13 protein-coding genes are annotated in these 13,600 nt (G+C 65.4%); 12 read left to right on the forward strand and 1 reads right to left on the reverse strand.

Going from position 1 to position 13,600, the window contains the following annotated elements:
- Nucleotides 1–11: 11 nt before the first annotated feature.
- From FJ977_RS32190 to FJ977_RS32220, 7 genes are all read left to right on the forward strand, one after another.
- The gene (locus tag FJ977_RS32190; RefSeq protein ID WP_140776274.1) at nt 12–2,144 is read left to right on the forward strand and encodes an acetate--CoA ligase family protein; all 2,133 of its coding nucleotides are present in this window, start codon (nt 12–14) and stop codon (nt 2,142–2,144) included.
- A gap of 20 nt (nt 2,145–2,164) precedes the next feature.
- Nucleotides 2,165–3,340, forward strand: a complete 1,176-nt coding sequence (locus FJ977_RS32195) for an acyl-CoA dehydrogenase family protein (protein ID WP_140776276.1) — start codon at nt 2,165–2,167, stop codon at nt 3,338–3,340.
- A complete protein-coding gene (locus FJ977_RS32200; protein WP_246683383.1) occupies nt 3,337–4,218 on the forward strand; it encodes an ABC transporter permease in 882 nt (293 codons plus the stop codon). Before FJ977_RS32195 ends, FJ977_RS32200 begins: the two co-directional genes overlap by 4 nt.
- Nucleotides 4,215–5,030: an ABC transporter permease gene (locus FJ977_RS32205; protein ID WP_140776278.1), complete on the forward strand. Its 816-nt coding sequence runs from the start codon at nt 4,215–4,217 to the stop codon at nt 5,028–5,030. Before FJ977_RS32200 ends, FJ977_RS32205 begins: the two co-directional genes overlap by 4 nt.
- The gene (locus FJ977_RS32210; RefSeq protein ID WP_181180129.1) at nt 5,027–6,139 is read left to right on the forward strand and encodes an ABC transporter ATP-binding protein; all 1,113 of its coding nucleotides are present in this window, start codon (nt 5,027–5,029) and stop codon (nt 6,137–6,139) included. Before FJ977_RS32205 ends, FJ977_RS32210 begins: the two co-directional genes overlap by 4 nt.
- Entirely contained in the window at nt 6,132–7,184 is a 1,053-nt protein-coding gene (locus FJ977_RS32215; RefSeq protein WP_181180130.1) for an ABC transporter substrate-binding protein, read from the forward strand. The genes FJ977_RS32210 and FJ977_RS32215 overlap by 8 nt, the downstream gene beginning before the upstream one ends.
- 105 nt (nt 7,185–7,289) lie before the next feature.
- On the forward strand, nt 7,290–8,594 hold the full coding sequence (locus FJ977_RS32220; protein ID WP_140776282.1) for an FAD-binding oxidoreductase: 1,305 nt from the start codon (nt 7,290–7,292) through the stop codon (nt 8,592–8,594).
- 23 nt (nt 8,595–8,617) lie between these two features.
- On the opposite strand, the gene FJ977_RS32225 is transcribed toward FJ977_RS32220, so the two are convergent.
- On the reverse strand, nt 8,618–9,253 hold the full coding sequence (locus tag FJ977_RS32225) for an isoprenylcysteine carboxylmethyltransferase family protein (RefSeq protein ID WP_140776284.1): 636 nt from the start codon (nt 9,251–9,253) through the stop codon (nt 8,618–8,620).
- A gap of 265 nt (nt 9,254–9,518) precedes the next feature.
- Between FJ977_RS32225 and FJ977_RS32230 the strand changes: the two genes are divergently transcribed.
- The 5 genes from FJ977_RS32230 (at nt 9,519) to FJ977_RS32250 (ending at nt 13,599) form a co-directional block, all read left to right on the forward strand.
- Nucleotides 9,519–9,767, forward strand: coding sequence for a hypothetical protein (locus FJ977_RS32230; protein ID WP_140776286.1), 249 nt, complete (start codon nt 9,519–9,521; stop codon nt 9,765–9,767).
- 142 nt (nt 9,768–9,909) lie between these two features.
- Nucleotides 9,910–10,704 (forward strand): hypothetical protein, encoded by a 795-nt coding sequence (locus tag FJ977_RS32235; protein ID WP_140776288.1) that lies wholly within the window; start codon nt 9,910–9,912, stop codon nt 10,702–10,704.
- 105 nt (nt 10,705–10,809) lie between these two features.
- Nucleotides 10,810–11,493, forward strand: coding sequence for a winged helix-turn-helix domain-containing protein (locus FJ977_RS32240; RefSeq protein WP_140776290.1), 684 nt, complete (start codon nt 10,810–10,812; stop codon nt 11,491–11,493).
- Nucleotides 11,490–12,869 (forward strand): ATP-binding protein, encoded by a 1,380-nt coding sequence (locus FJ977_RS32245; RefSeq protein WP_140776292.1) that lies wholly within the window; start codon nt 11,490–11,492, stop codon nt 12,867–12,869. The genes FJ977_RS32240 and FJ977_RS32245 overlap by 4 nt, the downstream gene beginning before the upstream one ends.
- A 127-nt stretch (nt 12,870–12,996) precedes the next feature.
- Complete coding sequence (locus FJ977_RS32250; protein WP_140776294.1) at nt 12,997–13,599, forward strand: hypothetical protein; 603 nt, start codon at nt 12,997–12,999, stop codon at nt 13,597–13,599.
- Nucleotide 13,600: the final 1 nt, after the last annotated feature.

Consider the following 13,600-nt stretch of genomic DNA (forward strand, 5'->3'; position numbering starts at 1 on the left):
GAGGAAGAGATTTGGCTGGGATTCCTGCCGCCCTCGGTGGCATGACGAACGCAGGACATCGCCTCGATCCGCTGTTGCGGCCGGCGTCGATCGCCTTCGTCGGCGCGTCCGTGCGCCCCAACACGCCGGGCAACACCATGGTGCGCGCCGCGGCGATGGACGGCTACAAGGGCCGACTCTACGCCATCAACCCGAAATACGACGTCGTGGAAGGCGTGCCGTGTCTTCCCGATCTGGCGAGCCTGCCGGAGACGGTCGACCATGTCGTGCTCGGCGTCGCCAATGACTATCTCGAGGACAGTCTGCTGGCGGCCGCCCGCCATGGCGCCAGGGCGGTCACCATCTTCGCCAGCTGCGACCTGACCGGTGCGGCCAACGATCCGCTCGCCGGCCGGCTGACCGAAATCGCCCGCGAGGCCGGCATCGTCATTTGCGGCGGCAACGGCATGGGCTTCTGCAACCCCGGCATCGGCCTGCGCGTCTCCGGCTTCGCCTCCCGTCTCGCCATGAAGCCCGGCGGCGTGGCGCTGGTCACGCAATCCGGCTCGGCCTTCTCCGCGCTCGCCTACAACGACCAGCGGCTGAAATTCCAGCTCTGCGTTTCCAGCGGCCGCGAGCTGACGACGACGACATCAGACTATGTCGACTGGGCGCTCGACCAGCCCGACACCTCGGTCATCGGCCTGTTTCTCGAAACCGCGCGCCGGCCGGACGATTTTGCCCGCTGCCTGGAAAAGGCCGACCGGCTCGGCATTCCGGTCGTTGTCCTGAAGGTCGGGCGCACGGAATTGAGCGCTGGCTTCGCCGCCAGCCACAGCGGCGCGATTGCCGGCGACAATGCCGCCTACGAGGCGCTGTTCGACAGATGGGGCGCCTTCAGCGTCGACACGCTGGACCAGCTCGCCGCCAATCTCGCTTTGTTTTCGGCCGGCCGGCCGGCCGCCGGCGGCGGCCTTGCCAGTCTGCACGATTCCGGCGGTGAACGCGAAATGGTCGCCGACCTCGCGGCAAAGGCCGGCGTGCCGTTTGCCGCCATCTCGGAGCGGACGAAGGCGGGGTTGCGTCTGCATCTCGACAGCGGCCTGCAGCCAGCGAATCCGCTCGATGTCTGGGGCTCGGGCCTCGACTTCGAGACGCATGTCGAGGCCTGCATGGACGCCATGCTCGCCGACCCCGACACCGCCATCGGCGTGCTGTTCCAGGACATACGCGACGGCTCCTACGTCGCCGAAGGCTTTACCCGCGCCGTGATCCGTTCCCACGCCAAGACCGGCAAGCCGGTTGCCGTGGTCAGCAACTACGCCACGGTGAACCACCGCGCACTCGCCTTGTCGACCACGGAGGCCGGCGTGCCGGTCATCGACGGCACCGATGAAGGCCTGCAGGCCATCCGCAATCTGCTGGCGTTTCGCGACCGGCGCGCCGCGACCCACACCTATCCCGATGCCGTGGCGCGTGAGGTCCGCGAGCGCTGGCGCCTGCGCCTTGGCCAGGAAAAGCCGTTCGGCGAAAGCGAAGCACTGGCGCTGCTGGCCGACTATGGCATTGTCACGCCGCGCTCGATCGCCGCCGCCACGCCGGATGACGCTGTCGCCGCCGCGCGAAAGATCGGCTTTCCCATCGCCCTGAAGACCGCCGTCCCCGGCATCCAGCACAAATCCGATGTCGGCGGCGTCCGCCTCGGCCTGGCCGATGAACCATCGCTGGCGGTGGCCTATGCCGACATGGCGGCGCGGCTCGGTCCGCAGGTGCTGGTTGCCGAAATGGCGCCCAAGGGCGTCGAGATCGCATTCGGCCTGATCCGCGACCAACAGTTCGGACCCTATCTGGTCATTGCCTCCGGCGGCATCTGGATCGAAGTGCTCAGGGATCGCGCGGTCGCCTTGCCGCCGCTCAGCCTCGAACAGGCGCAAGCCCTGGTCGTCAGGCTGAAGACAAGCCCGCTGCTCGACGGCGGGCGCGGCCGGCCGGCCGCCGACAGGACAGCACTCCATGCCGCCCTCGCCCGTTTCTCGATGCTCGCCGCCGATCTCGGCGACCTCATCGACGAGATGGACGTCAACCCGCTCTTGGTTTCCGACCATGGCTGCATGGCCGTCGACGCGCTCCTGCTCGGCCGCAACGCCGGGCACCCGACACGATGAATTGCTTTTAGAGGACTGCCATGAATTTCGATCTCAGCCCGCGCGAAAAGGAACTGTCGAAGAAGGGGCGCGACTTCTGCGACCAGGTGCTTCTGCCGCTGGAAGCGATCACCGACGACCACGGCGAACTGCCGATGGAGCGCCGGGAGGCTGTCCGGCAGCAGGTGCGCGACTGGGGGCTGGCCGGCATCAACCACTCGAAGGAAAATGGCGGCCTCGGCCTGACCATGGTCGAGCAGACGGCGATCGAGGAACAGCTCGGCCGTGTCACCAACGGCCTGTGGAGCTGTGTCTGGCGTCCGCCGGTGAGCCTGAAATTCGGCACCGAGGCGCAGAAGCAGGATTATCTGATCCCGTCCTCGCACGGCCATCGCCGCGGCGCCTTCGCCATCACCGAGCCGGAGGCCGGCTCCGACCCGCGCCGGGTCAAGACCAGCGCGGTCTTGAAAAATGGCCAGTGGCACCTGACCGGCGAGAAATGGTTCGTCACCTCCTACAACGCATCCGATTTCGTCATCGTGCATGCCCATGTCGACGACGATCCCGACAAGCCGACCTTGTTCCTGGTCGACAAGCCGGTGAACAACATGGTGCATCTGCGCTCGCCGAAATTCATGCACAATTTCGCCTTCGACCATGCCGAATTGCGCTTCGAGGGCACCACGGTCGGCGAGGACAAGATGCTCGGCAAGATCGGCCAGGGGCTCGAGCTGACCAAGGACTGGTTCGTCGAGGCGCGCCTGCAGATCGCCTCGCATGCGGTGGGTGCCGCGACCCGCGCCGCCGAGATCGCCAATGACTACGCCACCTCCCGCCACCAGTTCGACCGGCCTATCCGCGATTTCCAGGGCGTGGAATTCATGCTGGCCGACATGGCGGTCGAGATCTTCGCCGCCAAGTCGATGCTGTACCGCGTCGCCTGGGAGATCGACCAGGGTCTCGACCGCAAGCGCGTGCACGCCCATGCCAGCGCGCTGAAGCTCTACTGCTCGGAAGCCGCCGGCCGTGTCATCGACAAGGCGCTGCAGGTGCTGGGCGGGCGCGGCTACATGCGCGAGAACCCGGTCGAACGGCTCTATCGCGACATCCGCGTCGACCGCATCTGGGAAGGCACGTCGGAAATCCAGCGCGTGGTCGTCGCCGGCCAGATCCGCAAGCGCGGCATAGGCGTCTTCAGCGAGGTGGCCTGGGCGTGACGGCAACAAGCACCTTGCCAGAACCGAGGGCACGGGCCGCCTTGCCGTCGCGCCGGCATGTCGAGACCGCATGCCTGCTCGGCCCGGCGCTGATCGTGCTGGCGTTGCTGTTCGTGGTGCCGCTGGCGCGGCTGTTCTCGCTGGCCTTCACCGACCCGGCCGGACCGTTCACGACTTTCGGCGTGCTCGCCGAAAGCGCGGTCTACCGTCAGGTGATGTGGAACACTTTTGTCGTCGCAATCATGGTGACGGCACTTTGCGTGCTGCTCGCCTGGCCGGTCGCCTATGTGCTGTCGCGCCTCGACGGCGTCTGGTTCGGCATCGCGCTCTACGGTGTGCTGTTTCCCTTCTGGATCTCGGTGCTGGTGCGCACCTTCTCCTGGATGCTGCTTCTGGAGCGCAACGGACCGATCAACCGGTTGTTGATGGCGACCGGCGTCACCGACGCGCCGCTGGCGCTGCTGTTCAACAATGTCGGCATGCTGGTCGGCATGATCCACATCCTCTTGCCCTACATGATCCTGCCGCTCTACGGCGCCATGGTCCGCATCGACCGCCGCCTGCTGCTGGCAAGCGATGGGCTCGGCGCCAGCCTCGTCGACACCTTCCGGCGCATATATCTGCCGCTCTGCCTGCCCGGCCTTGCCGGCGGCGCGACCTTCGTCTTCCTGCTGTCGCTCGGCTTCTTCATCACGCCGGCCCTGCTTGGCGGCTCGAACGCCATCACGCTGTCGATGCTGATCGCCAGCTTCGTCAACGACCGCCTCGCCTGGTCGCTCGCCGCAGCCGGCTCGCTGGCACTGCTCGCCATCGTGCTGGTGCTGATGGCGCTGACCGCCCGGCTGCTGCCGATCGAGAGGGGGCTGTTCGCACGATGAACAGGTTGCCGCTCCTGCTCCGCATATCAGCCAACGCCGGCGCCAGCCTGGTGCTCGCCTTCCTCGTGCTGCCGATCCTTGCCGTGGTGCCGGCCTCCTTCAACAAGGCGAGCTTCATCTATCTGCCGCCGCGCGAATGGTCCGTCGTCTGGTACGAGCGCTTCCTCGCCGATCCGGAATGGCGCACCTCGCTCATCAACAGCGTCGAGGTCGCCACGCTGGCCACGATCATCGCGGTGGTGCTCGGCACGCTGGCGGCAATCGGGCTGCGCCGTATCGATGGCCGCCTGCGCACGCTCGTCACCGGCCTGTTCCTGGCGCCGATGATCGTGCCGGTCATCGTCACGGCGGTGGCGCTCTACCGCAGCGCGCTCGATGTCGGCCTGAGCGGCACCATCCTCGGCATGAGCCTCGGCCATGCCATACTGGCGCTGCCTTTCGTCGTCATCAATGTCGGCATCGCCCTGCGCGCCGTCGACGACAACTGGCTGCGTGCCGCCGCCGGCCTTGGCGCCGGCCCATGGCGAATCTTCCGCACCGTCACATTGCCCAACATCACGCCGGGCATCGTCGGTGGCGCCATCTTCTCCTTTATCACCTCCTTCGATGAAGTGATCATCGCCGTGTTCATGGCCGGCTATGCCTCGAAAACGCTGCCGGTGAAGATCTGGGAATCGATCCGGCTGGAATTCACGCCGGTCATCGCTGTGGCCGCGACGGTGATGATCGCGCTGGCCATCGTCCTGTTCGCGCTGGCGCAGACATTCAGCCGCAAGACTGGCAGCCGCAAAACCGGGAGCCCGAGCCGATGACCGCGATCCATTCGGGACAGTCGCTACGCCTGGCCGGCGTGTCGAAAACCTATGGCAGCTTTCGGGCGCTGGAGCCGACCGACCTCGACGTCAAAGCCGGGGAGTTCCTGACGCTGCTCGGCCCCTCCGGCTCGGGCAAGACGACGCTGCTCAACCTCACCGCCGGCTATATCGAGCCGACGGCGGGTGAGATCCGCATCGGCCAGCGCGACGTCACCCGCATGCCCGCCCGCCACCGCAACATCGGCATGGTATTCCAGAACTATGCGCTGTTTCCGCATATGAGTGTCGGCGAGAACGTCGGCTATGGCCTGAGTGTGCGCCGGCTGCCCAAGCCCGACATCACCAGGCGGGTCACCGACATCCTGGCGCTGATGCGGCTCGACGGCTTTGCCGACCGGCCCGTCCAGCAACTTTCGGGCGGCCAGCAGCAGCGCGTAGCGCTGGCCCGCGCGCTGGTCATCGAGCCCGACGTGCTTTTGATGGACGAGCCGCTCGGCGCGCTCGACAAGCAGCTGCGCCGCTCGGTGCAGCTCGAACTGCGCCGGCTGCACCAGAGGCTCGGCCGCACCACGATCTATGTCACCCACGACCAGGAGGAGGCGCTGGTGCTCTCCGACCGCATCGCGGTGATGGACAGCGGCCGCATCCAGCAATTGGGGACGGTGGACGACCTCTACGACCGTCCCGTCAACGCCTTCGTCGCCGGCTTCATCGGCGAATCCAACCTGCTGCCGGTGCGCGTGCTCTCATCATCCGGCGGCAAGGCCTCGGTCGACGTCGAGGCGTTCCGCAGGACGATCGCCGTCGACGCGGCGCCGGGAACGACGCCGGGCGAGCCGGCGCAGCTGCTGATCCGGCCCGAGCATGTCGAGCTCGGCCGCGGCGGCGAAGGCGTCGCCGCCGAGATCGTCGAGGTGATCTATCTCGGCGAATTGACCCAGCTCACCTTGCGGCTGGAGAGCGGCCAGACGCTCGCCGCCCGGCAGATCACCGACCGGACATTGCAGGCCGGCGCCAAGGTCCATGTCTCGTGGAAGCCTGGCCATGTCCGCGCGGTTCCTCATTCCCCATCCAAACCCACCAAAACGGAGAAAGCTGATGCATAGGCGTACTTTCCTTCTGACGGCAGCGGGCGGCGTGCTGGCCGGCGCGACGGGTCTTCCTCGACTGGCGCGCGCGGCGGACCGGCCTTTCACTTTCACCTCCTGGGGCGGCGCCCTGTCGAACGCCGAAAAAGCGGCTTTCATCGATCCGTTCGGCCAGCTCAAGGGCATTCCGGTGGTCAACACCTCGCCGACCGAGACGGCCAAGATCAAGGCCATGGTCGAGGCCAAGGCGGTCGAATGGGATCTGGTCGACGTCGGCGGCCGCACCGTCTGGCAAGGCGCCAATGAGGGCTTCCTCGAACCGATCGACGTTTCGAAAATTCCCAATGCCGCGGCACTCGAAAAAGGCTGGGTCGCCCCCAACGGCATCGCCACCTCGACCGGCGCCACCGTCATCGCCTGGTCGAAGACGGCATTCCCGGACGCCGGACCGCAATCCTGGGCCGACTTCTGGGACGTGAAGCGCTTTCCCGGCCCGCGCGGCCTCTACCGCTTCTTCTATTACAATTACGAGGCCGCCCTGCTGGCCTCCGGCCTCAAGCCCTCGGAAGTGTTCCCCTACACGACCGAGAAGGCCGACATGGCCATGGCCAAGATCAAGGAGCTGAAACCGCATGTCACCGTCTGGTGGGGCAGTGGCGCGCAGCCGCCGCAACTGCTTTCGTCGGGCGAGCTGGCGCTGTCCTCGGCCTGGAGCGGCCGCGTGCTGGCGGCCGAAGCGGAAGGCGCGCCCGTCGGCTTCACCTACAAGGACGGCATCGCCTGGGCGAACTGGTGGGTCATTCCCAAGGGGTCGCCCAATGTCGAGCTGGCGCATGAGGCGATCGATTTCGCGCTCGCCGAAGCCCAGCAGGCGAAGCTGCTCGCGCTCAGGACCTATGGCCCGGTGCTGAGCAGCGCGACATCGGGCGCCGATGCCGACACGAAGAAGATTCTCGTCATGGCTCCGGACAACATCAAGGATATGCTGATCCTCAACGAGGGCGAAGCCGACAAATATTCGGTCGCCTATGAGGAAAAGTGGAACCAGCTGATGCTGCAGTGAACCGCACCGACCGGCGTGGCTGATCCGAAAACCCGCCACGCCGGAGCATCGGCCCAAGGACGGCGCCCACGAGGCGGCGCATCGCACGACCTCGCCGGAGAAGACATGCCTGTTGACGCACCCCAAGCCCTGCCGGCCAGCCTGTGGGCGGCGACGGCCACCCCCGCCCCGCTCTATGCCGGGGCAAAAGGCGATGCCGTGGCCGACGTCGCCATTGTCGGCGGCGGCTATACGGGCTTGAGCGCCGCCCTTCATTTGTCGCAGGCCGGCAGGAAAGTGATCGTGGTGGAGGCCAGCGAACCTGGCTGGGGCGCTTCCGGGCGCAATGGCGGGCAGATCATCGCCGGGCTGAAGCACGATCCCGACACGCTCGAAGCCAAGTTCGGCCAGAAGCTGGGCAGCGCCATCACCGAGACCTTTGGTGCCGGCGGCGATCTGGTCTTCGATCTCATCGAGAAGTACCGCATCGACTGCCACGCCGAGCGCAGCGGCTGGATCCAGGGCGCGCACGGACCCAGGCCTTTTTCGGACATCGTGACGCCCCGCTTCCGGCAGTGGCGCGCCAGGGGCGTCGAGGCGCGCCTGCTCGACCGCCAGCAAATGGCCGATCTCACCGGCTCGGCGCCCGAGGCCTATCACGGCGGCTGGTTCGATCCGCGCGGCGGCGTGCTGCAGCCGCTGAGCTACGCGCGTGGCCTGGCCGCCGCCGCCATCTCGCAGGGCGCCACCGTGCTGGCGCGGTCGCCGGCGCTTGGCCTCAGGCGCGAAGGTGACAACTGGCGGCTCGATCTCGGACAAGCCTCGATCCGCGCGCGGCAGGTCGTGCTGGCCACCAACGCCTACACCGGGAACCTGTGGCCGGGTCTGCGCCAGACCGTCATCCCGGTGACCAGCTTCCAGATCGCCACGCGGCCGCTGTCGCCGGCGCTGCGCCGCACCATCCTGCCGGGCGGCCAGGGCGTCGCCGACACCAGGCGGCTCCTGCTCTATTTCCGCCTCGACCATGAAGGCCGGCTGGTGATGGGCGGCCGCTCCCCGGTCGACGACAATCCGACCATGGACGATGCGGCACCCCTGAAGGCCGCCCTTGCCCGCATCTTCCCGCAGGCGGCGGGCGCCCCGGTCGAATTCGTCTGGAGCGGCAAGGTCGCGATCACCAAGGACACGATGCCGCATATCCACATGCTGGCGCCTGGCCTGTTCACCGCGCTTGGCTGCAACGGACGCGGTGTTGCTGCCTGCACGACGACAGGCAGGCTGCTTGCCGATCTTGCCCTGGGCATCGCGCCGGCCGACCTGCCGTTCCCGGTCACCGCCCCCGACCGCTACGCGCTGCATGCCTTGCGCAAGGTCGGTGTCTTCGCCTTCAGCCAGTATTACAGGTTGCTCGACAGCCGAAGCGCAGCGTGACAAATTAGCCGGCTAATGGATGGTCAGTAGAGCGTGACGAAGGCCGGGAACAGCATGCCCGTCTCCCGGAAATACTCGATCAGCTCGATGGCCGGGAAGATGGCCAGGAAATAGAGCCCGTCATAGAAGGTGCGCTTGAGCGCGCGCGTCGAGAACTGCAGCTCGTCATTGTCACGGTAGAGCAGCGGGTTCGGCCAGAACCTGGGCGTCGCCTTGATATAAGCCGCATAGGCCGGGCCGAATTTGCCCAGGAGATATTCGGCTTCCTTGCGCGCCGTGACACGGAAGATGAGAAAGCTGGCAAGGCCAAGGATTGCCGCCGCCACCAGCGAGCCATAGAGCAGACCGATGCCGACCGCGCCGACGGTCGAAAAGAAATAGAGCGGGTTCTGGCTCATGGAAAACGGGCCGGTTGAAACCAGTTCCTCGTTCTTCTTGCCGCCGACATAGAGAATGCTCCAGAGCCGGCCGGCGACGCAGACCAGCACCAGGCAGAAACCGAAGAATTCGAGGGCTTCGTGACCTTCCGAGCCCTCGGTGAGCGCCGGCTTGGTGAGAAACAGGAGCAGCACCGCCAGCACCGCCGCCACCCGCACGAAGATCAGCCGTTTGCGTTGGACGAACGCATTCGAAACCGGCTTGAGGGAAGCATAGGTCATTCGGGTTTTCCTGGGGCACGGATTGCAGGTTCGGGCACTGGGGCACGCCATTGATGGCGGATACAAGGCGATAGCTTCTATCAGCGCAGCGCGCGAGGTTCGTAAAGGCCTTTTGCGCGGCCCATTTCCATTCTTACGAATTTGTATGCCGCCGGACAGGCTGGAGTGAAGTCGCTTCCCTATCGTTCGAATGCCAGCCCGCCATTTTGGGGCTGGCTTCAGTTTACGGCAGCCGGACCACCGGCATCAGACAGGGAATGGTTTCATGAGAAAATTTGCACTTGCGGTCGCATTGGGCCTCCTCGCCGCATCCGGTCCGGTTTTCGCGGCCACCGCGCCTTGCGAGGAAACACTGAAGGCGCTGCGCGCGGCGGAGTCGGCGGCCAAGCTCAATGACGCGGACAAGAACAAGGTCTCGGAACTGGAGACCAAGGGAATCGAACGCTGCAACGCGGATGACGACAAGCGCGCCGACGACTTCTTCGCCCAGGCCATGAAGGTCATGGGCAAGTAATCCATGCCGTCCAAAGCACCCTCGGGCATCATCCGAGGGTGCGCGGGCGATTGAGAAGACATGCATCAATAGGGGCGGATCGCATGAATCCCTCGCGATGCGCTTTCATCCCGCCACGACCATCAAAATCAGGACTTCAGCCATGCTCCCCAGCAACAAGCAGCCCGCCGGGCCGGCCCAGAACAGGGTTCCGGATGTCACCTTCGATTTCTGGCTGATCAAGCTGATGGCGGTGACCATGGGCGAGACGGCGGCCGACTATCTGGCCGTCAACCTCGGACTCGGACTGACCGCCACATCGCTGATCATGACCGGCGTTCTGGTCGTTGCCCTTGTCCTGCAGTTCGCCCAGAAACGCTATGTGCCCTGGGCCTACTGGCTGGCGGTGGTACTGATCAGCGTCGTCGGCACGCTGATCACCGACAACCTCGTCGACAATTTCGGCGTACGCCTGCAGACCACCACGATCGCCTTCAGCGTGGTGCTCGCGGCGACGTTCGCGGTCTGGTACGCCAGCGAGCGGACGCTCTCGATCCACACCATCTTCACGACCAGGCGAGAGATCTTCTACTGGCTGGCGATCCTCTTCACCTTCTCGCTCGGCACCGCCGCCGGCGACCTGGTCGCGGAAAGCTTCGACATGGGTTATCTGACCACGGGCCTGCTGTTCGGCGGCGTGATCGCACTCATCGCACTTGCCTACTATCTCCTCCATCTGGACGCTATCCTGGCCTTCTGGCTCGCCTATATCCTGACGCGGCCGCTTGGCGCTTCCTTTGGCGACTTGCTGTCGCAACCGGGCGAATATGGCGGCCTTGGCTTCGGCACCACCTTCACCAGCGTGATCTTCCTGGGCTGCATCATCGCCCTGGTTCTCTATATGACATTGAAGAGAACCGCCGACGATGCCGACGAGATCCTGCTGGAATCGGATTGAGGGTTCGGCATGCGCTGCGTGGCTTGCCATTCCCTGACCGTCCTAGGAAAGGACCCGTCCCGGTGATAGCCTGTCGCCGATATCGGCAAAGACCCGGATAAGCCAATGCGACTTCTTCTTGTCGAGGACGACCACAGGACCGCGGACTACATCGTCAGGGGACTAACCGAGGCCGGCCATGTCTGCGACCTCCTGCGCGATGGCCATGACGCGCTTTTCGCGGCGACCAGCGGCGCCTATGACGTGATCATAGCCGATCGCATGATCCCGGGTCTCGACGGACTGTCGATGATCAAGGCGGTCCGCGCCGCCGGCGTGCGCACGCCGGCCATCTTTCTCACCTCCGTCGGCGGCGTTGACGACCGCGTCGAGGGGCTGGAAGCCGGCGGCGACGACTATCTGGTCAAGCCCTTCGCCTTTTCGGAGCTTCTCGCCCGTATAAACGCCCTTGGCCGCCGCCCGGCGGCGTTGGAGCAGAAGACCGTTCTGCGGGTCGGCGACCTCGAAATGGACCTCATCATGCGCCGCGTTGCCAGGCAGGGCCAGCCGATCGACCTGCAGCCGCGCGAGTTCAGCCTGCTGGAGGTGCTGATGCGCGGCGAAGGCCGCGTGATCACCCGCACCATGCTTCTGGAGCGCGTCTGGGACTTTCATTTCGACCCCAAGACCAGTGTCGTGGAGACCCATATCAGCCGGCTGCGCGCCAAGATCGACAAGCCGTTCGAAACCCAGCTTATCCATACCGTCCGCAACACCGGTTACAGCCTGCACGCACCGCTTGCATCATGACCGGAACCTGGGCCCGCCTGCTGCGCAGCACGCCGTTCCGGCTCGCCTTGACGTTTGCCTTCTTGTTCATGCTGGCCTTCGTGCTGGCGGGCGCCATCGTCTACCAGATGATGAGCGCCGATCTTGCCGAGCAGCTCGATGACAGCATCAAGGAAACCTACTCCGTCGTCGCCGCGACCTATGCCGACAACGACCTCAAGGAGCTGGTGGAGACCGTCCAAAGCCACTCCACGCGCAGCCCGAGGAAGGAACAGCTCTTTTCGCTGACCGACGCGGCCGGCAACCGTCTGGCCGGCAACTTCACCGCGGCGGAGCTTCCCGACGGCTTTTCGATGTTCGGGGCCGAAATGCCCGGCCTGCCTCCCGATACCGAATACCGCGCCTATTCCGGCTCGGTCGGCGGCAACAACCTGACCATCGCCTTCAGCCTGTCCGAGACGGAGGAACTGGAGACGATCATGCTGATGAGCTTCGGCTGGGCAACCCTGATCATCACCGGGCTGGCGATCGCCGGCGGCGCCCTGCTCGCCTCGCGCGTCCAACGCCGTCTCGACGGCATTGCCGCCACCATGGTCGACGTCTCGCATGGCCGGCTCGACACGCGCATCCCGCTGACCGGCAATGGCGACGACATCGACATGGTTTCCGGCCAGGTCAATGCGGCGCTCGACCGGCTGTCGGGCCTGGTCGACGGCATGAAACAGGTCAGCACCAACATCGCGCACGATTTGAAGACGCCGCTCAACCGGCTGCAAATGATCCTGGAAGGTGCCGCCGACAAGGCCGCGCGGGATCAGGACGTCTCCGACGATCTCGCCGATGCGCGCGCGGAGGGCTATCAGATCAACGAGACCTTCGATGCGCTGTTGCGGATCGCCCAGATCGAAGCCGGCGCGCGCAAGGCCCGCTTTACCGATGTCGACCTCGACGAGATCCTGCAGACCATGGCCGAGATCTACGCCGACGTTGCCGAGGATGACGGAAAGGTGCTGTCGTTCTCGCAACTGAACGGAATCGGGGACCGTATCCATGGCGACAGGGAACTGTTGACGCAGATGTTGGCCAATCTGGTCGAGAACGCGCTGCGCCATTGCCCGCCCGGCACGACCATCAAATTGTCGGTGGCACGCCAGGGTGAGCGTGTCCTCGCCAGCGTCGCCGACGACGGACCCGGCATTCCTGCGGAGGAGCGCGAAAGGGTATTTCAGCGGCTCTACCGATTGGACCACAGCCGCTCGACCCCGGGCAGCGGCCTTGGCCTCAGTCTTGTCAGGGCCATCGCCGATCTGCACGGGGCATCCATCGCCCTTGACGATTGCCGGCCCGGCCTTGCCGTGGTGGTGAGCTTCCCAGTCGTAAGGTCGCAAGCGCCATAAGGCCGAAGCGAGTCAAAGCCTGCGAAAGCGGCAATAGCTTACAAAAGCGTATGGGACTGGCGACCCGTCCGTAAGCTTGCAGCTTCATACTGGATGGACCTCACCTTCCATCGAAAGGCCGTGGAAAATGAAACCCCATTTTCGGAAAGCCATCAGCGTCCTGCCGGCGCTCACGGTCGCGGCGTGCCTGGGCACGACAAGTCTGGTTCCGGCGCTTGGTTGCTTGCCGGCCTCGGCCGCCGAGAAGCCCATCCAGCCGGAGAAGAACCCTCCGGGCGACATTCCCGATACGCAGGTCTTCATCGACTATACCTCGCCGGAAGGCTTCACCCTGAAGGTGCCGGAGGGCTGGGCACGATCGGATCGTGCCGACGGCGCCAGCTTCGTCGACAAGCTGGACGGCGTCGTGGTCTCTGTTTCCAATGCGAACGCCGCGCCGACCCTCGACAGTGCCAAGGCGGACTATGTCGCCAAGCTCGAAGCCGCCGGACGCGCGGTGCGGGTGAGCGCCGTCAAGCAGGTCAAGCTGCCGGCCGGCGCCGCGATCCGCATCGTCTACACATCGAATTCCGAACCGAACGCGGTCACCAACCGGCAGGTCCGCCTCGAGAATGAGCGCTATCTCTATTTCAAGGACGGCAAGCTCGTGGCGCTCGAACTCTATGCGCCCAAGGGCGCCGACAATGTCGACCAGTGGCAACTAATGTCCAGCTCGTTCCGGTGGAAATGAG

This window comes from Mesorhizobium sp. B2-1-3A, assembly GCF_006442655.1.
In the GTDB taxonomy this organism is placed as follows: domain Bacteria; phylum Pseudomonadota; class Alphaproteobacteria; order Rhizobiales; family Rhizobiaceae; genus Mesorhizobium.